General features: G+C 72.7%; 26 protein-coding genes. 10 read left to right on the top strand and 16 right to left on the bottom strand.

The annotated features are described in order from the left end of the window. Nucleotides 1–76 precede the first annotated feature (76 nt). Complete coding sequence (locus ACZ6RC_RS17730; protein WP_469583918.1) at nucleotides 77–1,186, top strand: DUF6183 family protein; 1,110 nt, start codon at nucleotides 77–79, stop codon at nucleotides 1,184–1,186. Between the two features lie 125 nt (nucleotides 1,187–1,311). Here ACZ6RC_RS17730 and ACZ6RC_RS17725 read toward each other — a convergent pair whose 3' ends face one another. From ACZ6RC_RS17725 to ACZ6RC_RS17715, 3 genes are all read right to left on the bottom strand, one after another. Then, nucleotides 1,312–1,929, bottom strand: a complete 618-nt coding sequence (locus ACZ6RC_RS17725) for a hypothetical protein (protein WP_469583915.1) — start codon at nucleotides 1,927–1,929, stop codon at nucleotides 1,312–1,314. A 244-nt stretch (nucleotides 1,930–2,173) separates the two neighbouring features. Further along, entirely contained in the window at nucleotides 2,174–3,466 is a 1,293-nt protein-coding gene (locus tag ACZ6RC_RS17720) for a YncE family protein (protein ID WP_391137176.1), read from the bottom strand. Between the two features lie 156 nt (nucleotides 3,467–3,622). After that, the gene (locus tag ACZ6RC_RS17715; protein ID WP_469583911.1) at nucleotides 3,623–4,189 is read right to left on the bottom strand and encodes a dihydrofolate reductase family protein; all 567 of its coding nucleotides are present in this window, start codon (nucleotides 4,187–4,189) and stop codon (nucleotides 3,623–3,625) included. Nucleotides 4,190–4,347: 158 nt separating this feature from the next. Between ACZ6RC_RS17715 and ACZ6RC_RS17710 the strand changes: the two genes are divergently transcribed. Beyond that, complete coding sequence (locus ACZ6RC_RS17710; RefSeq protein WP_469584368.1) at nucleotides 4,348–5,052, top strand: NADPH-dependent F420 reductase; 705 nt, start codon at nucleotides 4,348–4,350, stop codon at nucleotides 5,050–5,052. An 89-nt stretch (nucleotides 5,053–5,141) separates the two neighbouring features. Here the strand turns inward: ACZ6RC_RS17710 and ACZ6RC_RS17705 are convergent, their stop codons facing one another. Then, the gene (locus tag ACZ6RC_RS17705; protein ID WP_469583908.1) at nucleotides 5,142–5,465 is read right to left on the bottom strand and encodes a hypothetical protein; all 324 of its coding nucleotides are present in this window, start codon (nucleotides 5,463–5,465) and stop codon (nucleotides 5,142–5,144) included. 168 nt (nucleotides 5,466–5,633) lie between these two features. Between ACZ6RC_RS17705 and ACZ6RC_RS17700 the strand changes: the two genes are divergently transcribed. Together ACZ6RC_RS17700 and ACZ6RC_RS17695 are read left to right on the top strand one after the other, a co-directional pair. Further along, nucleotides 5,634–6,074 carry an OsmC family protein gene (locus tag ACZ6RC_RS17700; protein WP_391137184.1) on the top strand — a complete coding sequence of 147 codons (441 nt, stop codon included), beginning with the start codon at nucleotides 5,634–5,636 and terminating at the stop codon, nucleotides 6,072–6,074. A gap of 136 nt (nucleotides 6,075–6,210) precedes the next feature. Further along, entirely contained in the window at nucleotides 6,211–6,771 is a 561-nt protein-coding gene (locus tag ACZ6RC_RS17695) for a type 1 glutamine amidotransferase domain-containing protein (RefSeq protein WP_453616843.1), read from the top strand. Between the two features lie 65 nt (nucleotides 6,772–6,836). On the opposite strand, the gene ACZ6RC_RS17690 is transcribed toward ACZ6RC_RS17695, so the two are convergent. The 5 genes from ACZ6RC_RS17690 to ACZ6RC_RS17670 all read right to left on the bottom strand — a co-directional run bounded on the left by ACZ6RC_RS17690 (nucleotide 6,837) and on the right by ACZ6RC_RS17670 (nucleotide 12,270). After that, nucleotides 6,837–7,331, bottom strand: coding sequence for a hypothetical protein (locus ACZ6RC_RS17690; protein ID WP_469583904.1), 495 nt, complete (start codon nucleotides 7,329–7,331; stop codon nucleotides 6,837–6,839). Nucleotides 7,332–7,404: 73 nt separating this feature from the next. After that, nucleotides 7,405–8,667 carry a DUF6357 family protein gene (locus ACZ6RC_RS17685; protein WP_469583901.1) on the bottom strand — a complete coding sequence of 421 codons (1,263 nt, stop codon included), beginning with the start codon at nucleotides 8,665–8,667 and terminating at the stop codon, nucleotides 7,405–7,407. A gap of 156 nt (nucleotides 8,668–8,823) precedes the next feature. Continuing rightward, the gene (locus ACZ6RC_RS17680; protein ID WP_469583898.1) at nucleotides 8,824–9,501 is read right to left on the bottom strand and encodes a DUF4253 domain-containing protein; all 678 of its coding nucleotides are present in this window, start codon (nucleotides 9,499–9,501) and stop codon (nucleotides 8,824–8,826) included. A gap of 350 nt (nucleotides 9,502–9,851) precedes the next feature. After that, entirely contained in the window at nucleotides 9,852–10,649 is a 798-nt protein-coding gene (locus tag ACZ6RC_RS17675) for a hypothetical protein (protein WP_469583895.1), read from the bottom strand. A gap of 127 nt (nucleotides 10,650–10,776) precedes the next feature. Continuing rightward, on the bottom strand, nucleotides 10,777–12,270 hold the full coding sequence (locus ACZ6RC_RS17670) for a carboxylesterase/lipase family protein (RefSeq protein ID WP_469583892.1): 1,494 nt from the start codon (nucleotides 12,268–12,270) through the stop codon (nucleotides 10,777–10,779). Between the two features lie 155 nt (nucleotides 12,271–12,425). Between ACZ6RC_RS17670 and ACZ6RC_RS17665 the strand changes: the two genes are divergently transcribed. Continuing rightward, the gene (locus tag ACZ6RC_RS17665; protein ID WP_391137202.1) at nucleotides 12,426–12,785 is read left to right on the top strand and encodes a hypothetical protein; all 360 of its coding nucleotides are present in this window, start codon (nucleotides 12,426–12,428) and stop codon (nucleotides 12,783–12,785) included. A gap of 115 nt (nucleotides 12,786–12,900) precedes the next feature. Here ACZ6RC_RS17665 and ACZ6RC_RS17660 read toward each other — a convergent pair whose 3' ends face one another. From ACZ6RC_RS17660 to ACZ6RC_RS17645, 4 genes are all read right to left on the bottom strand, one after another. After that, the gene (locus ACZ6RC_RS17660) at nucleotides 12,901–13,311 is read right to left on the bottom strand and encodes a nuclear transport factor 2 family protein (RefSeq protein ID WP_469583888.1); all 411 of its coding nucleotides are present in this window, start codon (nucleotides 13,309–13,311) and stop codon (nucleotides 12,901–12,903) included. Further along, nucleotides 13,308–13,838, bottom strand: coding sequence for a GNAT family N-acetyltransferase (locus tag ACZ6RC_RS17655; RefSeq protein ID WP_391137208.1), 531 nt, complete (start codon nucleotides 13,836–13,838; stop codon nucleotides 13,308–13,310). Before ACZ6RC_RS17655 ends, ACZ6RC_RS17660 begins: the two co-directional genes overlap by 4 nt. Before the next feature lie 65 nt (nucleotides 13,839–13,903). Continuing rightward, complete coding sequence (locus ACZ6RC_RS17650; protein WP_469583884.1) at nucleotides 13,904–14,422, bottom strand: DinB family protein; 519 nt, start codon at nucleotides 14,420–14,422, stop codon at nucleotides 13,904–13,906. 55 nt (nucleotides 14,423–14,477) lie between these two features. Then, nucleotides 14,478–15,824: an ROK family protein gene (locus ACZ6RC_RS17645; protein WP_469583881.1), complete on the bottom strand. Its 1,347-nt coding sequence runs from the start codon at nucleotides 15,822–15,824 to the stop codon at nucleotides 14,478–14,480. A gap of 285 nt (nucleotides 15,825–16,109) precedes the next feature. Here ACZ6RC_RS17645 and ACZ6RC_RS17640 point away from each other — a divergent pair, with 285 nt between their 5' ends. Further along, complete coding sequence (locus ACZ6RC_RS17640; protein ID WP_391137218.1) at nucleotides 16,110–17,525, top strand: sulfatase-like hydrolase/transferase; 1,416 nt, start codon at nucleotides 16,110–16,112, stop codon at nucleotides 17,523–17,525. 131 nt (nucleotides 17,526–17,656) lie between these two features. Here ACZ6RC_RS17640 and ACZ6RC_RS17635 read toward each other — a convergent pair whose 3' ends face one another. Then, nucleotides 17,657–18,028: a cupin domain-containing protein gene (locus ACZ6RC_RS17635; RefSeq protein ID WP_391137221.1), complete on the bottom strand. Its 372-nt coding sequence runs from the start codon at nucleotides 18,026–18,028 to the stop codon at nucleotides 17,657–17,659. Nucleotides 18,029–18,472: 444 nt separating this feature from the next. On the opposite strand from ACZ6RC_RS17635, the gene ACZ6RC_RS17630 reads away from it, so the two are divergent. The 3 genes from ACZ6RC_RS17630 to ACZ6RC_RS17620 all read left to right on the top strand — a co-directional run bounded on the left by ACZ6RC_RS17630 (nucleotide 18,473) and on the right by ACZ6RC_RS17620 (nucleotide 21,055). Next, the gene (locus ACZ6RC_RS17630; protein WP_391137224.1) at nucleotides 18,473–18,910 is read left to right on the top strand and encodes an SPW repeat protein; all 438 of its coding nucleotides are present in this window, start codon (nucleotides 18,473–18,475) and stop codon (nucleotides 18,908–18,910) included. A gap of 215 nt (nucleotides 18,911–19,125) precedes the next feature. Beyond that, nucleotides 19,126–19,479, top strand: a complete 354-nt coding sequence (locus ACZ6RC_RS17625) for a DUF805 domain-containing protein (RefSeq protein ID WP_391137226.1) — start codon at nucleotides 19,126–19,128, stop codon at nucleotides 19,477–19,479. A 283-nt stretch (nucleotides 19,480–19,762) separates the two neighbouring features. Continuing rightward, nucleotides 19,763–21,055, top strand: a complete 1,293-nt coding sequence (locus ACZ6RC_RS17620; protein WP_453616872.1) for an ATP-binding protein — start codon at nucleotides 19,763–19,765, stop codon at nucleotides 21,053–21,055. A 72-nt stretch (nucleotides 21,056–21,127) separates the two neighbouring features. Here ACZ6RC_RS17620 and ACZ6RC_RS17615 read toward each other — a convergent pair whose 3' ends face one another. Both ACZ6RC_RS17615 and ACZ6RC_RS17610 read right to left on the bottom strand, forming a co-directional pair. After that, nucleotides 21,128–21,652: a GNAT family N-acetyltransferase gene (locus ACZ6RC_RS17615; RefSeq protein ID WP_469583875.1), complete on the bottom strand. Its 525-nt coding sequence runs from the start codon at nucleotides 21,650–21,652 to the stop codon at nucleotides 21,128–21,130. Nucleotides 21,653–21,723: 71 nt separating this feature from the next. Beyond that, nucleotides 21,724–23,442, bottom strand: a complete 1,719-nt coding sequence (locus tag ACZ6RC_RS17610; protein ID WP_469583872.1) for a hypothetical protein — start codon at nucleotides 23,440–23,442, stop codon at nucleotides 21,724–21,726. A gap of 178 nt (nucleotides 23,443–23,620) precedes the next feature. Between ACZ6RC_RS17610 and ACZ6RC_RS17605 the strand changes: the two genes are divergently transcribed. Next, a complete protein-coding gene (locus tag ACZ6RC_RS17605; protein WP_453616880.1) occupies nucleotides 23,621–25,132 on the top strand; it encodes a PP2C family protein-serine/threonine phosphatase in 1,512 nt (503 codons plus the stop codon). The last annotated feature ends 217 nt before the right edge of the window (nucleotides 25,133–25,349 follow it).

Here is a 25,349-nt window from a genome sequence, read left to right as displayed (position 1 = left end):
AGCGGCCACGGCGCCCCCGTGGCCGCTCCCGCCCCGACGGGCCGACGGCTCGGCACCGGCCCGTACGCTGCTCACCATGCCCGCACCGTCCCCCCTGCCCGACGACGCCTCCCTCCGGGTCCACGCCGTCACCGACCCCGAGCGCCTCTACACCCTGGCCACCGACCCCGCCAGGACGGCCCGTTCGTGGTACGACCACGAGATCGTGCGCCTGGTCGTCGTCCTGACGGGCCATCACGGGCAGGCCGCCACGGACTGGGCGGTACGCCTCGGGGAGCACGCGGCCCGGCAGGGCGACGCCCCGGGGGCACGCTGGTTGACGCGACGGATCGCCTGGGAGCTGGTGCGGCGCCCCGGATCGGCCGCGCTCCGGCCGCACTTCGAGGCGCCGCCCGAGCGGCCGGACGCACCCGAGACGGAGTTCCACGCCTGCCTGCTCCAGGAGATGGCCCTGCGCTGGGGTCTGCGCGAGGAGCCGTACCTCGGCTACGGGACACGGCTGCGGACCCTGGGCCATCCGCTCGCCTGGCTGCCGCTCACCTCCCTGTACGCCGAGCACGCGATGCGCGAACGGGCCCCTCTCCAGGGCTCCATGCTCGGCTCCCTCACCCCCGAGGAGCTGTACGACCGCTATCCGGGCATACCGCCGACCGAGGGGGGCGCGGCCGCGGGACGGGACGCCGTACCGACGCCGGACGAGGGGCGTGCCGCGACGGTCGAGGCCCCGTTCGCCGGTTTCGGTGCGGCCGAGGCGCTGTTCTTCGCCCTGCCCCGCCCGCTCGATCCCGCGGACTTCAACGCCTCGCTCCTCACCTCACTGCGGGCGCCCTGCCTCGGGGGCCTCGTCCCGGACACGCTCGCGGCCGCGCACACCACCGTCGACGACGCGGCCGGAGACCTGTTCGTCGGAGCCTTCTCGGGCGGCGTCTGGGGGGACGGCGGGGAGCAGGGCGCGTACGCCAGGCTGCTGACCTGGCGCGCGCTGTACGCCCTGATGGATCTGGACCCCGCCGTCCCGCACCCCGAGGCGGTGCGCCGCGCGGCCGAGCACCGCTGGCTGCGGCTGGCCGCCCGGCGCGGGGCGGGCGACCGCTGGTTCCACGGGGACCTGTCGGACACCGCGTTCGCCGTGCTCGACCCGTCCCGCACCCGGGTCGCGGTGGTGGCGGCCACCGACACCGACTGACCCCGGGCGCCCGCCTTTCACGTCGGCGTAGTGGAGTCGTCGTGGTGTCGTCGTGGAGTCGTACCGTCGACGGTCGTCGGTGTGCGGCGCCGGTCCTGGCGGGGCGGCGCGCTCGGAGGCCGTCGTCAGCGTGGCGCCGAGCGGGTGCGGCGGGGCCAGCCGTAGCCGTCGATGAACTGGTCGAGGACGGGTGAGCTTCCGGTGGCGAGCAGGACGCAGGCGTCGATGCCGTCCGCGAAGGAGGCTTCGGGCCCGCCGACGGCCCGTGCCATCCGCTCCTGTGAGCTGACGCCGATCAAGCCGCCGTCGACCACGTGCTGCCACACCGTGGCGTAGCGCCGGCCGGGCATGACCAGTTCGGCCGTACCGGCCGCGGGGCGCGGGCCGGGGAACCGCAGGTGCAGTTTGAGCAGGGGGTCGTGGCCGCCTATGCCGGACCAGCCCGTGGCGATCTCCATCCGGCCGTACGTGTCGGCGGCGCCGGCCTCGTCGAGGAGCGCGAACGCCTCCCGCAGCTGCGGGGCAGCGCCGAAGGTCCGCTCGTCCTCGTGGACGTAGACGACGAAGAGGGGGTCGAGGGGTTCGAGGCCGGATCCGTCGCCGGCCGCCATGGTGCCGGCGGCGGCGACGAACACCGTTCCCGCCAGGAAGTCCTGACGGTGTCTCGCCTCGTCCTCCGGTGTGAACGACGTCTTGCGCAGCAGGGGCTCATGAGTGGGCCGTGTCGGCTCGTCCTGGTTCACGGCCGGGACACTTCCCCTCGCCCACCGCCGTACACCTCCGGTACGCCCGGGCGCGCCCCTGTGCCTCCGCACGCCGGGCGCATCGGGGTTGGACCCGTGACGCCGGTGGGACGACGTCCGCCACGGCCCGGGGTTTCCCAGCGTGCGGAGGCGGCCCGGGTTTCCGGAGTGCGGGCGCGGCCCGGGCTTCTCGGCGTGATGGCGCGGCCCGGGTTCTCAGCGCGCGAGCGGGGCCCGGGGTTTGTCAGCGTGCGGAGGGGCCGCTCCAGTCGGCGGGGACGCGGGCGAGCCTGACCCGCTGCGGGTGGTCGCCGACGGCGACTTCGGCGACCTTGCGGCCGGTGGCGAAGTCGATGGCCGTGACCCGGTCCGCGCCGCTCTCGGAGATCACGCAGGCGCGGCCGTCGCCGCTGACGGTCGCCCAGTAGGGCTTGGACGCCGGGACCAGCGGCCCCTCCCGCAGGGTGGTGCGGTCGACGACGGTGGCGTAGTCGTCCATGGTGCCGGCGACACAGAGACGGCTGCCGTCCGGGCTCATCGACATGCCGTGGTGGCGGGAGTCGTTGACCCAGGTCGTACGGTTCGGGTCGGTCTCGGGGTTCTTGGGAAGCTCCTTGACGCGGGTGATCCGGTCGGTGGCGACGTCGTACTCGACGAAGCCGTTGAAGAAGGAGACCTGGAAGTACATCTTCGACTCGTCGGGGCTGAAGGCCACCGGACGCACCGCGTCGGACAGGTCCTTGCGGCCGAAGGCGTCGAGCCGGGCGCGCATGTCGACGACCCGTACGGTCTCGAAGGTGCGGGCGTCGACGACGGTGATGCGGCGGTCGCCCTTGGTCCAGTCGAGCCAGGGTTCGTCCAGGGCGGTGGTCACCTCGCCGATGGCCATGTTCCAGAGGTGGCGGCCGTCGGCGCTGAAGATGTTCTCGTGCGGTTTGTCGCCGGTGGCGAACGAGCCGAGCTGCCTGCCCGTGACGATGTCGAGGACGTGCACGGTGTTGGAGGTGGAGGCGGAGACGGCGACGCGGGTGCCGTCGGGAGAGACGGCCATGTGGTCGGAGCGGAAGCCCGAGACGGGGAAGCGCCAGTTGATCGCTCCGGTACGGAGGTCGAGGGAGACGACGTCGGCGAAACTGGGCCGGGAGACGACCATCGCCGAGCCGTCGGGCGTGGCGTACATGTCGTCGACGAACTGGTCGTGCCCCTCGCCGGGGCCCTGCCGGATGCCGAGGAAGAACGCCAGCTTGATCGGGTTGAGGCCGATCTCCCACATCCGGCGCTCACGGTCGGGTATGACGTTGATCCGTCCGATCCGCCGGAAGTCGCCGGTCGACTCGATGACGTCGGCCGTGCCGTCCCAGTTGTTGCCGACGAACATCACCTCCCGCAGGCCCTGGGAGGCCGGGACGCCCGTGGTCCCCGTGCCGCCGGGGGCCGCGGCCACGGTCGAGCCGCTGCCGACGGCGAGCGCGAGGGTGGCGGCGAGGGAGCCGAGCAGGAGGCGGCGCGTGCCACGACCTGTGCGGGGAGCGGACATGCGTGGTCCTTCCGGGAGTACGTCAACGGCCCCGACTCCCGCGCGGCGACAGCGAGTTACCCCGAGTAAGTCGAGTTACTCGAAAGTAGGCATTCGTCGCTCCCGCCACAAGAGTGCGTACGGAACTCCCCGTCCGCCTGCCGCCCGGAGCGCGCCCTAGCGGACGCATTCGTAGTGCATGAGGACCACGCCGTTCCCGAAGGTCCGGGTCTCCGCGAGGCGGAGGGTGGTCGTCGCGTCGGTCGGGGGAAAGAGCGGCTTGCCCCGCCCGATGAGGACGGGATGCACGTAGAGGCGGTAGGCGTCGATCAGGTCGTGTTCCCTGAACGCGGCCGCCAGGTCCGCCCCGCCGAGGGCCAGGTCACCGCCCGGCGCCTCCTTGAGCGCCCGGATCTCGTCCGCGTCGACGCTCCGTACGATGGTGGTGTTCCAGTCGGCGCGTTCGAGGGTCGTGGAGTAGACGGTCTTCGGCTTCGTGCGCCAGATCTCGGCGAACTCCACCATCTCCGGGCTGCTCGCGGGGTCGCTGTCGGCCGTGGGCCAGAAATCGGCCATCAGCTCGTACGTCACGCGGCCGTCGATGAAGCCGGCCACGGCGGCCATCTCCTCGTTGAAGTGCCGGTGCAGCTCCGCGTCGACCATGTGCCAGTCGAGCGATCGGTCCGGCCCCTCCATGTAACCGTCGAGCGAGACCGACATGTACAGGATGATCTTTCGCGCCACGGCTCGGTCTCCCTCTCCTCGATCGCGCCCCGGCCGACAGTAGCCGCAGGGGGCGGCGCCGGGGGCGAGCCACGCCTCCCGCACCGGGTGATCCTCCCGCCGGCTCTCGAGGGTGAGGACGGAGGGGGGAATAGGTGCACAGGGTCGGCAGTTCTGGCCTGGCGTGGCACTCGGCCGCACCCGGTTCGGAAGGAAGCTCCATGAAGATCGGCATCATCGGCGCGGGCAACATCGGCGGCAACCTCACCCGGCGGCTCACCGCACTCGGTCACGACGTCTCCGTCGCCAACTCCCGTGGCCCGCACACCCTCACCGCTCTCGCCGAGGAGACCGGGGCGACGCCCGTACCCGTCTCGGAGGCCGCCCGCGGCGCCGAGATCGTCGTGGTCACCGTCCCGCTCAAGGCGGTCCCGGACCTCCCCTCCGACCTCTTCGACGGCGCGGCGGAGGGCTTCGCCGTCATCGACACCGGCAACTACTACCCCCGTGAGCGTGACGGCCGCATCGCCGCCATCGAGGACGAGGGCCTGACCGAGAGCCGCTGGACCGAACGCCACGTGGGCCACGCCGTGATCAAGGCCTTCAACGGCACCTACGCCCAGGACATCCTCGACAAGCCGCGCCCGGCCGGCGACCCCGAGCGGATCGCGCTGCCGGTGGCGGGCGACGACGAGGCCGCGAAGCGGACCGTACGCGAGCTCATCGACGCCCTCGGCTTCGACACGGTCGACGCGGGCGGCATCGACGACTCCTGGCGCCAGCAGCCCGACACGCCGGTCTACGGCCTGCGCGACGGCGTCGAGGCGGTGACGAAGGCCCTCGCGGAGGCCTCGCCGGAGCGCCCGGAGGCGTTCCGCGGCTGACCGCGATGCGATGTCGGGGCCGCTCACCCCTCCGTGTCATCCGGCGGGATGTCCGGCCGTCCCGCCGGACGTCGCTCCCGGTCGCCGGGCTACGCGCGGCGGGCGCGGGCGGGCCCTCCGACCCGGTCGGCGGTCGCGGCAGCACGCGCGGAACGCGCCGCCCGGACGGAGCGAACGCCCGCGCCCGCCCGGTGCAGCGCCCGGCCCGCCGAGCAGGTGCGCAGCTGGGAGCGGGAGAGACGGGCCCGCTGCCCACCGCTGGTGATCAGGGCGTTCACCGGCGTCATCGGGTCGGCGCCGACCGTCTTGGCCAGCAGGACGCCGACGACCAGGGGAACGAGCGCCACGGCCAGCGCCGAGCCGGTGGTGGTGACGTGCTGCATGCGGCGGTCGCGCCGGTTCTCCGAGGTCATGCACCGATTCCACCAGCGCGGCCGCGTCCGGGGATGGGGCGCCGTACTCAGTCCGTACGTACGCGGCTACTCACCCGGGGATCCGCGCGCCCCCTTGGCGGCCCGGAGCGGGTGGGGTTGCGTGGACGGACGACCACCACGCACCCGAGCCGAGGAGCACCGCCGAACATGGCCGACTACCGCATCGAGACCGTCCGCAACGGCTACCGCGACTGGACCGCCCGGAACGACCGGGGCGCCGAGGTACGGATCGGGGCGGCGGACGACACCTCGACCCAGCCGTCGTTCACCCCGGTCGAGCTGCTGCTCGCGGCGATGGGCGGCTGCGGCGGCCTGGTGATCGACCGCACGGCGCGCGCGGTGGACCACGACGAGCTGCGGATCGTGGTGGAGTCGGTCTCGGGCCCTGAGGACGAGGGGCGGGTGGGCCGGATCAGGGTCAGCTACGAGTTCGAGCTCCCGGAGAGCAACCCGAAGGCCGCCGAGGTCTTCGCCCGTGGCGTGCGGCTGACGCACGAGAAGCACTGCACGGTGAGCAGGACCGTGGAGCACGGCGCGGCGGTGGAGGCGGTCCTGCCGGACGGCACGGTCGGATTCCGGGCCGGCTGACGGCGTCGCCACCCGGATTTTCCGACACCTGGGGCCCGGGTGCCCACACGCTTCCGAAGTGTCCCGGTTTGGGATCGCGTCTGGTGGTGACACGAAAGGGGTGACAGCGACGCCTGCGATCAAGGAGGACACGGCCGTGACCCTGGACGGAAAGCACGTACTCGTCATGACGACGAACTACGGCACGGAGCAGGACGAACTGAAGAAGCCGGTGGAGGCGCTCCGCGAGGCCGGCGCGCAGGTCACCGTGGCGGCCCAGCAGGCCGAGCCCGTGGAGACGCTGGTCTCCGATCGGAAGCCGGGCGAGAAGATCCTTCCGGACACGACGTACGGCGAGGTGACGGCCGAACGGTTCGACGCGGTCGTGATCCCCGGCGGCACCGTGAACGCCGACAACCTGCGGCTGGACGAGACGGCGTGCCGCCTGGTCGAGTCCTTCGCCGAGGCCGGCAAGCCGGTGGCCGCGATCTGCCACGGTCCCTGGCTGCTCGTCGAGACCGGCTTGGTCAAGGACCGGGAACTCACCTCGTACGCCTCACTGCGCACCGACGTGACGAACGGGGGCGGAAAGTGGGTGGACCGCGAGGTCGTCGTCGACTCGTCGAACGGCTTCCACCTGATCACCTCACGCAACCCGGGCGACCTGGAAGCCTTCTCGGGAGCGATCATCAAGGCGCTCGGCGGGACGCCGTCCTGAGCGACGTACGCGGCGTGCGGGAGGCCGGCTTCCCGCACGCCGCCGTAACGGGCCACGATTCATGATCACAGGGATGTGTCGGGCCTGAACGCGTACGTCCGAAGCGGATCCAGATGGAGTTCGTGCGGCCCCATGCAGTCCGCGGCAAGCGTGGCCACGCCCGCCCCGCACACGCACGTCATGTTGAGGCCTCCCGTTCCGAGAGGTCCGCAACAACCGTGGTGCATACCCAGAGAGCCGGCCAGCCGCAGGCTCGGCGCGTCCTCCGGGTGCACGATGACAGAGTCCCGGGGGCCGGCGGGCACCATGTCGGTCATGGCGGGCGGCATCAGAAGAGCCCGGTTCGCAGGTGCGGACACCGCCCGGGGGACTGGGGCCACGAAGGGGGCGCCCCAGGGTTCGGGGTCGATGGCGTAGCTGCCTCGCGGGACTGTCGAAGGCGCGAGCCGCGTATCGCCGTGCCGGTCCGTGTCGCGTAGCGAGATGTCCGGGACGCCATGCAGCTTCTGCAGGTCCGGGGTGAGTTCGGCACCGCACTTCGCGCAGGAGAAGACCGTCATGCAACCGTTGTATCTCACTGAACCTGCCGGGTTCGACGAGGTGTACGGACGCGTGCGCGGGCTCCCGCTGGGACTACCGGGCGTTGCGCCGCCGACGCGCGCGCTCGAAATCAGCGACGTCCGACATCCAGGGGCCGTGCTGGTCGAGTGCGGCGCAGCCGCCGCGGACGAAGGCGCTCACCAGGTTCCGGTATCCGCCGATCCCGTCGACCAGGCTGTACTCGACCTGGTACTCCGGTTCGGACCCGCCTTTCCTCTCGCGCAGGGTCGTGATCCGGGCGATGGAGTCGGCGTAGAAGTGGAGCTGGATCCCTTCGCCCCTCTCCTCGTCCTCGATGGTGAACACTTCGTTGTCCGCGGCAGAGCGGTCGCCGACGAACTCCCAGAACTCGGCGGCGGCCGTGCGGGGGCCGTCCCGTAGCCACTTCTTCTCGACGCCCTTGTCGTCGGTGAAGGACAGGGCGGTCTTCCGCGCACTTCCGCCGGATTCGGCGCGGTGGTCGGCAGCCTCCTCGTCGTCCTCCATGGGTGTGTTCCTGGAGCGCTCCGCGGCCTCCGAGCACATCAGGAAGCTGACGGTACGCACCGCGTCATCGACGAGCTCAGGGTGTGCACGGCGCACGGCCGCTTCGACCGTCGTCTTCATCCGATCCCAGTCGCACTTGTCCGTGGCGCGTTTTCCCCGTCGCGGGTCGCGGCCGATCCGCATCCCGGCGCAGGCCTGCTCCGCGGTGGCGATCACCCGCGTGACCTCGGGCAGCAGCGCGGGGGCGACGGCATCGGGTATCCGCCGCGGGATCGTCGCGCCGTGCAGATACTGGCCCGTGTATCTCAGGATCGCGGCGTCGAGCGGACCGAGCACTGCTCCGCGCTCGGCGCGACGGCGGTTCGCCTGGTACTCCTGCGCTCGTTTCCCATCTGACGTCTCTGTGGCCGTGCGCATCGCCGCGCAGACCTGGCCGCGCTCCAGCAGCGCGATGTCGGCGCCGTGGGCGACGAGCCGGCTCCTGTCCCACCCGATGCGCTGGAAGAGCGCGTCGACGTCCGCGGGCGCGGCGAGGAGGATCGGGTCCAGGAGCGCGACGGCAGCGTTCTCGTCGAGCCGGCCCCGGGTTCCGGCGGCGTCGCACAGCGGAAGGACCGCGCTCCACAGCAGCAGGTGTCGAGCCAAGTCCTCCCGGATCACCCGAAGATGCGCTTCGCTGATCGGGAACGTGAACGTGCGAGGCTCGTGGTTGGCGTCGGCCCCCGCACCGAGCATCAGCTTCAGCTCGCCGTCCTCGCGGATCACGTTCGGGATCCAGCCGCTCTGGCGGGTGAAAACGACGTCTCTCATGAACTCAGGCTTCCCCGTCCTGGCACCGGCCGGCATCACGGCGATGTCCATCGACACCACGCGGTCGACGAAGGCTACCTGGTCACCGACAGAGGCCCCCGAGTGCTTTTGCTCGGGCATGCGCGCAGTCCTCGACCCGCCGTTCTCCGGGCAGGGTCAGTCCCACCAGAAGTCCCAACGGTGGGCGCCGATGATCCGGTCGGCGTACGCAGTCAGTGTGTACGGTCTGCTGCCCTGCCAGATGTTGTCCGGGCAGAACCCGAAGTGCTCGGCCGCAACCAACAGAGCCTCACGCTCGCTCACCGGTGGCGCAGCGACACTGAGGTGCAACGTGGAGAACCCGACCGCGACGACACGGGCGCCGAACCGGTGCTCCCAATCCCGGATGACCGCGGAGAACTTCGCCGTGTCGTTGTCGTAGTTGCAAGGCCCGGCCCAACCCACGGCCGTCAACGCTTCCGCACCGGACTCTGCGGCGACCAGCCCCAGTCGTACCTGTGCGCGGTCGGCGAGGAATGCCTGGGCGAACTCGGAGGCCAATCGCTCCGGACTCGTTGCAGTCTTCCTGCTGAGCGCGGGGCCGGGCCAGACCTGCCCGAAGGGCGCCGTGACGGCGAGGCGCCCGTCGGTGCCAAGGATGTCGCCTTCTTCGTCGACGGCCGTGTAGGTCGCCCACCACCCTGCGAGGAGGCCGACAGGGTCGTGGCCGGCCGGGGAGGACATCTGGTCGGGGAAGAGCTCCCCGGATCCCCACGGGCGACATGCGCCGTCGTTCGGATCCAGTGCGTCGAGCAGCAGCGGCCACAGGCCGGAGCGCGGGTGTTCGGCGTGCATCCGCGTCCACAGCTCAGCCGTGGCCGGCCCCTCACTGAGCCACAGGGGCTGTACGTCTCCGCCCCCTTCATCCGACGTGACCATCCGACCCGGCGGCAGCAGGCCCCGAGGGCTCAGCGGAGATCCAGGATGCATGCGGCAGATGCTACTGCTGCGACCGGTAACCATCACCGAGAGCCCCGACACTCGATGCAGGTCCGCTGAACGCCTGCCGGATGGCTTCCTGGTCGGGCGTCGGTCCGGCAGCGGCCGGCCAGCCGGGAGCGCCGGCCACGGCCGGTAAGGACGGCGTGCCGCCCCGCCCCGCCCCGCACGCAGGACGGGGCGATGGCGGCACGAGCCTCCAGAGGTCAGAGCGTGAGCACCGGTCGGGTGGAGAAGTCCTCGTAGAGGTCGTCACCGTCCGGGCCGTACACGAACTCGGCCATGGAGGGGTTGCGGTTGGCGGTCGCCAGGGGCAGCCACGCCAGCACATGGCCGTACCCCCCGCACACCGACTCGCCACCGTCACCGCCATGGGCGGCAGTGACGTCGCTCGACAGTTCCGTGCGGTAGGTGTCGTAGGCGATGCGCAGGCCGAAGGCGCTCAGCTGCTCGTGCGGGCCGGTGCGGTCGCCGTAGGGAATGCGGTCGAGGGGGCAGTCGTCGCCCCACCGGAAGAGAGTGTCCGCGCCGGCTCCGCAGGCGTGCTCCCATTCGTCGGAACTTGGCATCCGTAGGCCACGGGCCGCAAGGACGGTCGGCATGTCGGCAGGCAGGTCGGTCAGATTCTCGTCCTCCACGGCCATCAGCACCGTAGGCAAGACGACGCTCCGGCGGGGGCTCAGTACCCGTGCGAGGTGGGTCCGCAGATCGGGGCCGTAGCCGAACCCCTGTTCCAGGCTCTCGGCATAGTCGGCGGCCTGCTCAGGCGTCGGCTGCCAGACGTCGAGGTCGAGTCCGAGCGTGACCGCGCCGCCGGGTATCAGGGCGAACTCCTGCCCATCGCGCTCGATGCGAACCCGGTGCAGCGGAGCACCGAGATGCTCGACGGTTTCCACGACGGTCACGCGGCCACCCACCTGGTGGGCGGCCTCCTGGGCGACGCGACGTGCGGCAGGCAGCTCGAAGGACCGCCACTGGTCGAGACCGAGATCAGCGAGAGACATGGATCGCAGTGTCGCACTCAGGTCTGACACGACGCGCGACCGACGAACCTCGAAGCCCCGCGACCGCCCTCGGTGCTGCTTCGGCATCGTGGGCGCGGCCGCCGGGTTTCCCGGAACCGTTCGACCGTCAGGCCAGCCAGATCTCGCGGACCCGGCCCAAAGGGTCGGTCTCGATGCGCGGCTGCGCGCCCCACAGCATCGTGGCCCGGGCGTCCGCCGTGTAGCGCGGCCACTCCTCGCCCGGGTCCTGGTCCCGTACGAAGGCGACCCAGGCACGGTGCATCGCGTCGGCCAGCGCCTGAGGGGGCGCCTCTCCGGCCGCCGCCGTGACGCCCTCGGCGGCGAGCAGGTCGAACGCGAACGGCAGGTCGAGGCAGTGGAAAGCCGAACCGTTCACCGGTGACTCCCATCGGAACTCGTAGAACCATGTGGGGTGTTCGCGCTCCGCGCGGGCGTCGGCGACGGCCAGGGACGGGGCGCGGAAGGTGGCGTCGGTCAGGGCCTGGCCGAAGAGCCGGTCCGGGGCTTCCGTGGCGTAGGCGGCGGTGAAGCGGTCCACCCGGGTCGCGTCCAGGCCCAGTGAGCCCAGGAGGACGGGTACGGGCGGTCCGTCCGGGCCGGGCGCGGGGAAGGCGTTGAACTCGTGCGCGGTGAAGCCCAGCATCAGCGGGACGTCGGCGCCCGCTTCGCCGGTGGCCAGCGCGTCGGCGACCGGAACGGGGATCAGCTCCCCGTCCGCGAAGGGGGCCAGCGACAGCAGCGGCGGCAGTCCGGCGCGGTCGGGGCCCGGCTCCCCCAGCCGGTCCTGGAGGGCCAGGAGTTCGTCGTCGCCGAGGTCCCGCAGCGCCGCGGCGGTGGCGGGGACGCCGGTCCGGTCGGTGAAGAGCCGGGAGGCGGCCCGGGCGACCTCGGGCCCGTCCGGCCGCAGCACCGCGCCGGAGACGGAGATCGCCGACCGGAACAGTCCGCGGGCCGCCGGGACGGCCAGCAGCGTCTGCACCGCGCCGCCGCCCGCCGACTGTCCGGCGATGGTCACCTTGGCCGGATCGCCCCCGAAGCGGGCGATGTTGTCCCTGACCCATGCGAGGGCGGCGATCCAGTCGCGCACGCCTCGGTTGTCCGGTGCGCCGTCGAGGTGGAGGAACCCCTCGATGCCGAGACGGTAGCCGAGAGAGACCAGGACGACGCCGTCGCGGTTGAAGGAGGCGCCGTCGTACCAGGGGCTGGCCGCCGAACCGGCGACGTAACCCCCGCCGTGGATCCACACGAGGACCGGCAGGGCGGCCGCCGGATCGGTGGCGGGGGTGAAGACGTTCAGATTGAGCACGCCGGCACCGGGGACGGACGGCTCGGGGATGGTGGTGACCTCGGCGAAGGGGCGGCGCTGGGCCGTCGGACCGTAGGCGGTGGCGTCGAGGGGCTCGGTCCAGGGCTCAGGCGGCACGGGCGCCGCGAACCGCAGCTCCCCCACAGGGGGTTGCGCGTACGGGATGCCCAGGAAGCGGAGGCAGTCGTCGGCGCGGCGCTCGCCGCGTACGGGGCCGCGGGTGGTGGCGACGACGACGGCTTCGGCGTCCGCCCTCCGCGAGGAGGGGGCTGGCGGGGAAGTCGGGGCGGACATGGTGAGCCTTCCTGGCCGGGGCGGCGGGTATGGGAGTCGCACGTCAAAGTGACACGTGTAACTTAGCGTGTCAAGGCGCTCCTTCGTGTGCCGCGCGCCCCTCTCGGGTAGACCGGGTGCGAGCGATACGACGAGAGCGGGGGCGGGTCGTGGCCATGAGCGCTGACACGGCGATCGGTGTTCTGATCCTGGCCGGCGGTGCGGCCCTGATCGCGGCGGGCGTGCTCAGGAAGGGCCGCGCCGTGCAGCCGCTGTCGCCCCGGCGGGCACGTGCGGTGGACGAGCGCAGATCCGCCCGCGCCCTGCTTCGCGCGGCCGACCTGGCCCTCGCCACCGCCCGCGAAGCGGCCGGCCCCGGCGAACCGGCCATCGTGACGGTGGAGGACGTGATCCGGGTGGCCGAGGACCACTTCGGCCAGGTGGACGTCCCCCGCTCCCGGGCCGCGGCGGCCCTGCGCTGCGAGTACGAGCGGGGCGACTACGCCACGGACTGCATGACCGACGCTTACGCCTGACGAGGCCTGGGGCGGTTTTCGAAAGTCCGATCCGGCCGCGGGGCCGGTCGGCACGGTGCCCCTGGCGGAGGCCGGCCACCCCGGCGGTCCGGTAGGACCCGGCGTGCGGTTCCGGCTACGCCTCCTCGGGCGGGTCCGGGACGGGTGTCGCCTGGTGGTAGTACATCCGCCATCCGTGACCGGCGCGGTCATCGCCGCGGCGCCACAGGGAACTTCGGCGCGCCCGACGTCCGTCGATCACCGTCTCGTAGGTCAGGTGGACCAGGCCGGGTGCGAGGGCGACGCCGGTCATGGCGGAGGGTTCGTAGCGCGGGGTGTCCGTCGACGCGCCGGGCAGGGCGGGGAGGGCGGCGAGCATGGTCTCGTAGGTCCAGCGGCGGCCGGAGGAGCCGATCTCGACGAAGTCGGGGTCGAGGAGTTCCGCGGCGAGCCGACGGGAGGCGCGGACGGCCGGGTCCATGAGGCGCAGCTCGGCGGCGACCGCCTCCGCGACCTCCCCCGCCTCCTCCGCCTCAGCACCGCTCACAGGGTGATCCAGTAGCGCCGCTTGAGGCCGATCTCCGTCTGCCGTACGTCCTCCAGCACACCGCCGTTACGCTCGATCGTGCGCGCGGACGCGATGTTGTCGTCGTCGCAGGTCACAAGGAGCCGCTCGATGCCCAGGGCGCGCGCCTCGGGGAGGACCGCGCCCAGCGCCCAGGTCGCCAGGCCCCGGCGCCGTGCGGAGGGGCGGATGCTGTAGCCGACGTGGCCGCCGGCCCGCAGCAGGAAGTCGTTGAGCGCATGGCGCAGGTCGATGGCGCCGAGATAGGCGTCGTCCTCCACGATCCACCAGTGCGTCGCACGGACCCAGCCCTCGGCGAGGGGTCGCGCCGGGTCGGACTGTTCGCGCAACCGTCGCACCCAGCCGGCGAACACGTCGGGGTTCGCGAGGACGTCCTTCCCCGCCAGGCGCATGCCTCCGCCGTCCTGCCGCGCACCCGGGGTCCACTCCTCGTGGGCTTCGAGCCAGGAGGTGTGCAGGCGTGCCGTGGGAGCGATCAGTTCGGGCATGCGGGCGACGATAACAGGGCAACGACCCCGTGATCAGCGGATATACGACACGTCGGGGGAGGTCCTCACTCGCCGGTCGTGCCGTCGATGCGCTCGCGCAGCAGGTCGGCGTGGCCGTTGTGCCGGGCGTACTCCTCGATCATGTGAGCGATCACATACCGCAGGGAGTACGTGTCGTCGCCGATGCTGCCGCAGAGGTCCAGCGACTCGGCCGCGTCCACGACGGCCCGGGCGCGGGCGCACTCCTCCTTCCACACGGCGAAGGCCTCGTCGACATCCGCGTCGTCGACGTCGAAGTCCGCCCAGTCGGTCGACCCGGCCGCCGTCCACCGGCTGGTGCTCCGCTCGCCGTTGATCACGTTCCGGAACCAGCCCCGCTCGACCTCGGCCGCGTGCCGCACCAGGCCGAGGAGCGACAGACCGGAGGGTGCTATCGCCCGGTCCTTGAGCTGTTCCGGCGTCAGTCCCACGCACTTGAGCGCCAGGGTGTCGCGCTGGAACTGGAGCATCGCGGTGAGCGTGGCCCGCTCGTCGGCATGGCGGGGCGGCTCGGTGCGGGTGGGCGGTGTGCGGAGATCACTCATGGCGGCATCCTGTCAGGGGCCACTGACAACGCATGCCGGAGCCCGCTCCCCTTCCTCACTCCCCGCTCCTCGTGGGCGAGGGCCCCGCGTGCCCGAAGGGGCTCTTGAAGAGGGTGCTCAGCAGGACGGTGCCCGCCGCGACCGGCAGCACGGCCGGTCCCGCGTGGGGGCTGACGATGCGTTCGGGGTCGTCGCACCCGTGCGAGAACGCGAGGGCCGCGCACCTGATCTCGTCCAGGTAGGCCGGTTCGAGGCCGCTGGCGTACTCGGTCACGACGAGCAGGTCCGGGTTGAGGACGTCGAGCAGCAGGGCCGCGGCCCGCCCCACGGCGCGGGCTCGCTCGCGCAGCAGCAGGTCCGCCCGCCGGTCGCCCGCCGCGGCGGCGTCCACGACGAGGAAGACGTCGGGCTCGGGCACGATCCCGCGGCGCCGTGCCTCCTGTCCCAGCGCCGTGTCCGATGCGGTCGCCTCCAGGCATCCCGAACGGCCGCATTGGCAGGGTGCCGTGGACTCCGGTACGAGGAGGTGGGAGACGTCTCCGGCGGCCGATCCGGGGCCCTGGTGGACGACCCCGGCGATGCCGACGGCCGCGTCCACGACCGTGCCGACGAAGAGATGGACGAGGCTGCGCCGGGCGGCGGGCCTGCCGAAGAGGATCTCGGACTGGGCGATGGCCCGCGCGTGGTTGTCGATCCGCACGGCTGGACCACCGGGCCCTGCGGTGAGCCCGCCCAGCCCCGCGCCGCCCCCGCTCGTCCCTGCCGTGAACCCGTCCAGTCCGGCGGCGCTCCCGCTCGTCCCTGCCGTGAACCCGTCCAGCCCAATGCCGCTCCCGCTCCTCCCCGTAAGCCCTCCCAGGGCGGCGGCGCTCCCGCTCGCCCTCGTCGTGAACCCGGCCACCCCCGTGGCGAGTTCGGCCGCGAGCGGCCGCCCCTGCCAGCCCAGTGCGTCGTGACGCACGACCACACCGCTGGAAGGGTCGACCCAGCCGCCGAGGGCCGCGCCGATCCCGAGGAGGGGCCGTCCCTCGGTGTGGTCCGCGAGGAAGGCGCCCAGTGCGCGGGCGATCCGGGCAGGCAGCTCGCGGGGGTCGGTGCCGTCGTGCGGAAGGGCGCGGCGGGCGAGGACCCGGCCGCGCAGGTCGACCAGGCCGAAGGTCGATCCGGGGACCCCGATGTGGACGCCACCGGCGACCGGGCCGCCGACCTCACCCAGGTGCAGGTCCACCGGGATCTGGGGGCGGCCGACGGTGCCGCCCTCCCACAGGTCGGGCCGTCCGCGCAGCAGCCCGAGGCGGGCGAGGTCGGTGGCCTGCCGGGAGACGGCGGCCGGACTGAGCCCGGAGAGCCGCGCGATGGCTCCGCGGGAGACCGGACCGTGGTCGAGGACGGCCCGGAGCACGGCGGCCGCGTTGGCCTCCCGGCGGCCATCGCCCGTCTTCGGCCGGCCCTTACCCGTACTCCTGGGACCTTCGCCAGCGCCGCGCCCGCCACCGCCCGCTCTCTCCGGGGCGTGGCCCGCTCCCTGCGCGCCGTGCGGGGTCGTCGCCATCGGAGGCCTCTCTGCGCGGCGCGGTCGTCGACCGCCTCTGGCGGCGACATTACTTCCGCTGCGAGAATAATCCCCCGCCCGCCCTCCTACGCCGTCGTCCTCCGATCTGTCCGACCCGTCGAAGGGACTCCCCCGGTGCACCCGAGCGCCCCGCCCCATGTGATCGTCGTCCTCACCGACCAGCAGCGGTGGGACACCACCGGCGCGCACGGCAATCCGGCGGGGGTGACCCCGGAATTCGACCGGATGGCCCGCGAGGGCACGCTGGTCGAGCAGGCGATCACCCCCAATCCCGTCTGCGCGCCCGCTCGTTCCTCGCTCCAGACCGGTTGCTATCCGACGCGGACGGGGGTGTTCCGCAACGGTCTGCCGCTGCCCGCCGACGTCCCCACGCTCGCGGGGGTCTTCGCCGAGGCCGGGTACGTCACCGGTTACATCGGCAAGTGGCACCTCGCGGGCGAGGAGCACCCGGACGGGCCCGTGCCGGCCGAGCGGCGCGGCGGCTACCGGAGGTGGCTCTCCTCCGACCGGCTGGAGTTCACCTCGGACGCCTACCGCACGGTCGTGTACGACGAGGAGGGCGAGCCGGTCCGGCTGCCGGGCTACCGCTCGGACGCGCTGGTCGACGCGGCGATCCGGTTCGTCGCCGACCACCACGACCGCCCGTTCCTGCTGTTCCTCTCACTCCTCGAGCCGCACCACCAGAACCCGACCGACGACTATCCGGCGCCGGTCGGGTACCGGGAGCGGTACGAGGGGCGTTGGCTGCCGCCGGATCTGGCGGCGCTCAGCCCGGGCGCTCCGCAGGGAGGCGCCCACCGCCATCTCGGCGGCTATCTCGGGCAGATCAAGCGGGTGGACGAAGGCGTGGGCCGGCTGCGCGACACGCTGCGCAGCCTGGGGATCGAGAAGGACACGATCCTGGCCTGGACGGCCGATCACGGTTCGCACTTCCGTACCCGCAACGGCGAGTACAAGCGTTCCGCGCACGAGGCGTCGGTGCGGGTGCCGTTCGCGATGACGGGGCCCCGTTTCCGCGGCGGCGGGCTGATCCGGCAGCCGGTCGGCACGGTCGACCTGATGCCGACGCTCGTCGAGGCCGCGGGGCTCGCGGTGCCGGACAGTGTGCAGGGCCGGTCCCTGCTGCCCCTGATCGGGGGCGGGACCGATCCGGAGCGACCGTGGTCGGTCCTCGTTCAGATCAGTGAGGACCAGGTGGGCCGTGCGGTCCGTACCGACCGGTGGAAGTACGTGGTGACGGCGCCGCCCGGCGTCGACCCCTGGCGCCACGCGGAGGCCGACCGGTATCGGGAGACGGAGTTGTACGACCTGGCCGCCGACCCCTACGAACTCGAGAACCTCGTGGGCCTGACCTCGCACCGGGTGGTCGCGGACGGGCTGCGGGACACCCTGGCCGAGTGGCTGGCGCGGGTCGAGGGTGTGAGGCCGGTGATCGAGTCGGCGGCGCCGCGCACCCTCGACGGGCGCGGCCCGGACACGCTGCCCGCGGGACTGCCGTGGGAGGGAGTGCGGTTCGGGCACGCGTCCTGAGGCCGTCGCCGGCCGGACACCACGCGTTCGGAGACGGGAGGGGCGGGGAAGGCCGCACCGACGGACGGCACGACGCCCGGGGGGAGACCCGCGGTACGGGCGGAGGGGAAGGGGGGCGGCGCCGTCGGGTGTCAGCCGTCCTTGCGCACGGCGTAGTCGCCGAAGCCCGCCCAGTCCAGGACCACGCACGCTTCGTCGCCGAGGACCCAGGCGTCATGCCCGGGGGTGACCGTGAAGTACTCTCCCGGGCCCACTTCCCCGGTCTCGCCGTCGTCCATGACGATCTTCATCCGGCCGCTCGCCACGTATCCGACGTGGGACGCCTGGCAGGTGTCGGTGCCGGCGATCGGCTTCACGTGCTTGGTCCACTGCCAGCCGGGCTCGAACACGGCACGGCCCACCGGTCCCTGATCGGTGGTGAGTAGGTCCAGCCTGCCCATGCCGCCCTCGAAGGGGCGGGTCTCGTCTGCGGAGTCGAAGCTCCTGGACATGATTCCGGTCATGGTCATCCGCCTCCCGGCGGTGGACGTGGAGCAACCCCGAGTCCACTTCCAGGCTACGCCCGAAGGCCGCCGCGGCGGACGTCGAAACGGACGTCCCCGCGGAGGGCGTGGAAGGGTGCCCGTGCGTTCGGCGTCGCCTCCGGTAGGCCCGTCCCGCAATCGCCGACCCAGACGGGCACAATCCGGAGATCATGACGCGCCCTTACAGCCGGTAGACCGCCGACGCCGCTTATAGAGCTCTCCGGAGGTTTTCGCAACCTTTCGGCGGTCATTCACTGAGCGGTCACTTTCTTGGTGGATCCCCGCACATCCCCCGGCTCATTTCTGTACAGATCCCTATCGGACAGACCTACACATAAAGCCCAGATAAGAGCACAATGAAAGCGCGGTACGTTGCCGCACAGCATGGTCGGACGTGCATGACGCCAGAAGGAGGCGAGTCGTATGTCTGACGTCTCTCACCGCCCCGGTGATATGCGGGGCCACCCCGACGCACCGGAAATGCGGGACCGCTACTCCCGGATGCTGCAGACCCGCGGCGTCACGGCGGTCGAGGAACTGGTGATCCTGGCCGGCGTATGGGCCGCGATCTCCCCGTACACGGTCCACTTCGCAGCCGCGACCCCGGATCTCGCCATCAGCAACCTGATCGTCGGAATCGCCCTGGCGGTCGTCGGCCTGTGCATGTCGATCGCCCCGGAGCGAACGGGAGACCTCAATCTCGCCGTTCTGTTGATGGGCGCCTGGCTGATCATCTCTCCGTGGGTGGTCGCAAGGGACGCAGGCACCGGCGCGATCCTCAGCAATGTCATCACCGGCGCGTGCGTGTGCCTCTTCGCGCTCACGGCGGGCGGTCTGCTCATGAGCAAGAGAAGGACGTGAGGAGTTCCTGACCTCCCCCGGACGGCGTCGCATCCCATGGATGCGACGCCGTTCTCCGTATGCCCGCCCACAGGGCGCAAATCCAGACAGATCCCCGCCCAACACCCCTTCCCAGGTAACGAATTGACCCACGCCGTTTCAGCCACATAAGTTCTGCGTAAGCTTGCTCCACAGGGACAGGCTCCCGCTCACATCCCAGTCCTTGGGGGGACGAAGTGAACTGGTACCTCGACGTTCTCAAGAAGTACGCCGTATTCAGCGGCCGGGCGCGCCGTAAGGAATTCTGGATGTTCACGCTCTTCAGCGTGCTCATCAGCATCGTGCTCACCATCATCGACAGCATGCTGGGAATCCAGCTGCTCAGCCTGATCTACTCGCTGGCCGTGCTGATCCCGACGCTCGCCGTCTCGATCCGCCGCCTGCACGACACGGGCCGCTCCGGTTGGTGGATCCTCATCGGTCTGATCCCGCTCGTCGGCGCGATCATCCTCATCGTCTTCTACGCGAGTGAGGGCAACCAGACCGAGAACGCCCACGGCCCGAACCCGAAGCTCGCGCCCGCGTACTGAAGGTAGCGCCGACGGTCCGGTCGACGTCGCACCCAGAAGCCCCCGGAAGGTTCCTTCCGGGGGCTTCGTGCGTGCCCGTCCGGCTCCGCGCCCGGCTCCCCGGACGGTCCCCACCCCCCCCTCCGTGAGGCTCGCGCGTCCCGGGTGCAGGCCGAGACCGGCCCCCACAGACCAGTGACGGTTCGTAGCATTCGCCGCGGCCGCCTTGTGCACTCCGGCGCACGACCGGGGTCCCCGGCCGCCCCTAGCCTCGCCGCATCAGTACGAACGAGGGGCGGTACCGGTGAACTGGCTCATCCATGACTACCGCGAGAGCGATCTCGCCGCGGTCGTCCACCTGATCGACACCACGGCCGAGCTCGGGCAGGAGTCCGTCTTCTCCCTCGCCGAGTGCATCGGCGCCCTGACCTCCCGCCAGCCCGCCGTCGTCGCCGTCCACCAGGGCGTGCCCATCGGGGCGGCCCTGGCCTGCGTGGCGGGCGAGCGGGCCTGGGTGATGCGGATCGCCATCGCCTCCGCGTGGCGCGGCCGCGGACTCGCCAGCGCGCTGCTGGTCGAGCTGGAGCGGCGGCTCGTCGCCGCGCGGGTGGGACGCATCGCGTACGTCCTGCCCGAGGAGGACCTGCTCGGCGAGGGTCTCCTCAACGCCGGCTACACCCGCCAGCCCGCCGTGGCCTACTTCGAGAAGGTCGAGCCGCTGCACGGGCCCGCCGCCAATCTCCTGGACGACCTCGGCGGACGGCTCCTCCCCGGCGATCTGTGGGCCAAGGTGGCCGGCATGGAGCGCGAGAAGGACCTGATCGAACGGCGGGTCGTGCTGCCCCTCGCCGAGCCGGAGCGCGCGGCGCGGCACGGCGTGCGTCCGCCGCGCGCCGTGGGCCTCTTCGGTCCCCCGGGGACCGGGAAGACGACGTTCGCACGCGGGATCGCCTCCCGGCTCGGCTGGCCCTTCGTGGAGATCCTGCCGTCGCGCCTCGCCGACGAGGGCAATCTCGCGGCGGCGCTGCGGGACGCCTTCGCCCGGATCGCGGAGCTGGAGCGGGTCCTGGTCTTCATCGACGAGGTGGAGGAGATCGCCCCGGTCCGCCAGGAACCCGCGCAGCCCGGCGGGATGCACGGAGTCACCAACGAACTGCTCAAGCTCATCCCCGGCTTCCGGGAACGGGACGAACGGCTCCTGGTGTGCGCCACCAACTCGATCCGCTCCCTCGACCCCGCCTTCCTCCGCCCGGGCCGGTTCGACTACCTCATCCCGATCGGTACGCCGGACAAGGCGGCCCGCGCCGCGATCTGGGGGCGCTACACCGACGGCAGGACCGATGTGGACGTCGACGAACTCGTGGTGGCGAGCGAGTTGTTCACGCCCGCCGACATCGAGCACGCGGCCCGGATCGCCGCCCAGAACTCCTTCGAGCGCGACCTGGTCGCCGTCGGAGCGCGCGGCGGTGCCGACGAACGGGTGCCGGGCGCGACGACCGCGGACTACCTTGCGGCCATCGCCGAGTGCCGGCCGACCGTGACGCCGGAGATGATCACGCAGTTCGAGTCGGACATCACCACGCACGCGCGGTTCTGACGTCGCGGCGGGGAGCGGCACCGGGGCCGCCGGATCGGTGGCGGTGCCGAGTGACAGGCGGTGGGTGGTGGCTCAGGCGGGGCCGGGGCGCTTCCGGTAGAGGACCTGGTGGGCGTCGAACTCCACGAAGGACGCGGCGTGGGTCATGCCGATCCCCTCCAGGAGCCGCCGGGAGCGGTCGTTCGCCTCCTGGGTCACCGCGACGACGCTCGGCGCGCTCTCCAGGGCGCGGTCGACGGCGGCGCCGACGGCCTCGCGGGCGTAGCCGTGTCCCCAGTACTCGGGCAGGAACTGGTAGGAGACCTCGGTCTCCCCGTCCCGGGCGTCCGGCTCCAGGGTCACGAGCCCGAGCAGCGCCCCGTCCGACGACCGGACCACGGCGTGGACGCCGGGTGCGCCGACGATCCGCCGCTGCCGGATGCGTACGACCTGGTCGGCGACCGGCCCTCCCAGGTGGTGGCGGACCAGCGGATCGGTCCACAGGCGCGTGACGGCCGGTACGTCGCCCGTCCGTACGGGCCGCAGCAGCAGGCGTTCCGTGGTGAACGCCGTCCGATCGGCTCGGTCGCCCGCGGCCGGGGCGGAAGAGGTGGCCATACTCCGATCATGACACTGCCCTCCCTCCTGCCGCGCCCCACCCCGGGCGGCGGCTTCGGGGGTACGGCGGGTCAGCGCATCCGGCGCCGCAGTGCGGCCAGCGCCCCGGGCTGGCGGCCCGGCACCTGTCGGCGCAACGCGTAGAGGACGGGGCCCAGTTCACCCGCGCGGGCGGGGTCCTCGATCTGCTCCCACTGGTGGTGGGCGCGGTCGACGGCGCCTTCGACATCGGGGTCGCCGGGCCCCTGGCGCAGTCCGAGTCGGGCCTGCGCGGCGGAGATCCACAGTTCGCAGCTGCGGGCCGGGTCCCCTGCCAGCCGGGCGAGGTCGGCGCGCACCTCCATCCAGTGCACGGCCTCCTGCGAGCGGGCGCCGTGCCTCCGCAACGCCTCCCTCTCCCAGGCCGCGGCCACCGCGATGGCCTCCCCGTGCCGGCCCGCCTGCGCGGCGGCCAGGATCTCGCGATGGGGGTCGTGGGCCGGGGCGGACGAAGCGGGCACGGTCCCGTTCCCTGCGGGCGCCCCGCCGTCGGCGCCCCGCCCCGAACCGGCCGGCGCACGGCCGGTTCCGCGGTGGTCCGCGGCCTCCTCGACGCCGGGGGCGTGCGCCTCCGCGGGCGCGGGTGCGCCGTCGGCCGGGTGCGCGACCACCGCGCTCCCCCCGGCCGCCACCACGTCGGCGACGGCGTGCGCCTCCGCGGGCGCGGGTGCGCCGTCGGCCGGGTGCGCGACCACCGCGCTCCCCCCGGCCGCCACCACGTCGGCGACGGCGGGCGCGGTCAGGGGCGCGGGGTTCGCCGTGGCGGGCCCCGTGGCCGGTGGCCGGCCGGCTGCCGGCGCCTCCTTCACGCGGGCGGTGGTGAGCCGCATCGTCCGGCCGGCCGACACGGGCGGCACACCGGCCGCCCCACCGGACACGGCGCTCTGCCCGCCCTGGAAGGGGGGCGCATCGGGAAGCGGCCCCGGGCCGGCCGCCGGGACCGGTCCCTGCGCCTGCCCCTGCGCCGAGCCCCGCGCGAAAGCCAAGGTCGGCGCCGGCGAAACTGCCGGGCCGGGCGTCACCACGGGAGCCGGCGCATGACATACCACCGGCGAAGCTGCCGGGCCGGGCGTCACGACCGGTCCCTGCGGGTGGGGCTCAGGGGTCAGCAGCAGGGCCTGGCCGCCGCCTTCGTCGGCGACGGCCTCCGCCGCGCGTCGGTGGAGGTCGGCGAGCGAGGGGCGGGCGCCCGAGCGCCAGACGGTGGCGAACGTACGGAGGTACTCCGGCGTCGCCGGTTCACCGCGCCGGGGTGCCGGGGCGACGCGGCCGTACAGCAGCGGGCCGGACCCCAGGAAGAGGAGGCCGGGGGCGGCGGTCAGGCGCTGCCAGAGCTCCGCCTCCGCGACCAGGTCGGCCACCACCGTCGTCGTTCCCGGCGCACGGACGGCGAGTTCGCCCGCCAGCCAGTGCCACGGCAGGCCGGTGTACCGCAGCGTGGTCGTGGTGGTGCGGGCGAGTGCCAGGTGGGGCAGGTGCTGGCGGCGGTCCAGATGGAGCTGGCCCGCGAGGTAGACCGCCAGCGGTCCCGGCGTCGCCGCCGCCGCGCGCAGCCGGGTCAGCACGGTCTGCGGGTCCAGCGGATCGGCCAGTTCGACGACCGTCGCCGCCGGCGTGCCGGTCAGCACGCTGGGCGGCACCGCCGCCAGCGCCGGCAGGACGGACGCCGCGTCCATCGCCCGTCCGCGCCCCGCCGGCGCCGCCGCCAGCAGTACCGCCGTTCCCACCGTGTCCACCGCGTCGCTCACCACAGCAGCACCGTAACCCGAGCACGGGTGGCCGATAATCGGCGGGCCGTAGGCATATGTCAGAAGCACCACCGGATCGAGTGTTGCCAAATCCCTTACGGCCTGTCTCGCCCTGTGCAACAGTCGTATCCGGGCCTTGTTTTCCACACTCGGCCGCGCCGCGCCTGTATCGGAGTACGACATGCCGTCCCATCTGTTCGCGGACCGTCCCGCCCAGCCGCCGGAGCCCGGCATGGTGGACGCGTTGATCTCGCAGACCCGCCGTCTGCGCGGTGACGTGGACGCCGTGCGCCGGGACGCGGTCCTGGACGAGGACGATCCGAAGAACCGCTGGCAGCGCGCCCTGTGCGATCTCGCCGTCCATCAACTCGACGACTTGGGCGCGCACTTGAGCCAGCTCAAGGTGGGGATGCCGGGCGAGCCGTCCGCGCCGCCCGCCCTGGAGCCGGCGAGCGCGGAGAGCCCCGATCGGCTCCCGCGGGTCGATGCCGTCCCGGCGGTCGTCCCCGAGCCCGGCGCCGCGTACGGCGGCCCGGCCCCGGCGCGCACCGGCTCCCTGCTGAGCCGGGTCGGCAGCGCCGAGTGGAATCTGCTGACCGACGAGGTCAGCTGGTCCGAGGAGCTGTTCCAGATCTTCGGTCGCGCTCCGGAGAACGGGCCGATGTCCCTCGACGAGCTTCCGTCGATGGTGTTCGCCGAGGACCAGCCCGTCCTCCAGGCGATGGTGACGGACTGCCTGATCGACGGGAAGCCGATCGACGGCGAGTTCCGGATCGTCCGCACCGACGGGCGGGTCCGCACACTCCACATGACGGGCGAGCCCGTCCTCGACGCCGACGGGTGCACCGCCTCGATGTGGGCCGTCTTACGCGACGTCAGCGAGCTGCGCCGCAGCGAGCGCGCGGTGCGCGAGTCCCGCGACTCCCTGCAGCACCGCCGCCACGTCGAGCGCACCGAACGCCGGGTCGCCGTCGAACTGCAGGAGGCGGTCCTGCCGCCCTGGCGCGGTTCGCTCCGCTTCGCCCACGGCGGCCCGGGCGCTCCGCTCGACGTCGCCGGCCACTATCTGCCCGCCGCCTCGACCGGGCTGATCGGCGGCGACTGGTACGACGCGCTCGCCCTCCCCGACGGGGACGCCCTGCTGACGGTCGGCGACCTGACGGGGCACGGCGTCTCCGCCACCTCCTCGATGGCCATGCTCCTCGGCGCGCTGCGCGGCATGGCCGTGGCCGGCATCCGGCCCGGCGCCCTGATGGGCCATCTCAACCAGCTCCTCGAGACCGCCGCGCAGCCGGCGCTGGGCAGCGCGATGTGCTGCCGCTACGACCCGGCGACCCAGACGCTCTCCTGGGCGCAGGCGGGTCACCCCGCCCCGCTGCTCTTCCGCGACGGGACGGGACGCGCCCTGACCAGGCCGGACGGCGTGCTCCTCGGAGCGACGGCCGGGGCCGCGTACGAGGAGGCCGACGTCCGGCTCCTCCCGGGGGACTTGCTGGTGCTGCACACGGACGGGCTGACCCGTGGGACGGGCGGCGCCCAGGACGATTCGGGTACGCGGCGTCTCCTCTCCCTCGCGCCACGGCTGGCCGGGGCCCGGGACGCGCAGGACTGTGTACGGGCGGTGGTCGAGGAGTTCGGCGAGGCGCCTCGCGAGGACGACGCCTGCGTGATGGTGGTCCACGTCGGACGGTAGGACACGGAGGGGGGCGGCCCGGGCCGGCAGGCTCGGTCCGGGTCAGCCGGTGGACCGTATCGGCGGCGTGCGTCGGTCTCGGTCAGGGGCGCGTGACGGCGCCCTGGAGGGCATACCGGCAGGTCCGGTGTGCCCCTTCTCGTACGTACGGGAAACAGCGAGCGCCGCGGGCGGTGCCCCCGCCCGGTGCGGACGGCCGCCGGTCCTCTGGCGTCGT

This window comes from Streptomyces sp. NPDC048353 (genome assembly GCF_055587165.1).
The sequence above is the reverse complement of the archived record's forward strand: the minus strand, read 5'-3'. Positions and strand labels throughout refer to the sequence as shown.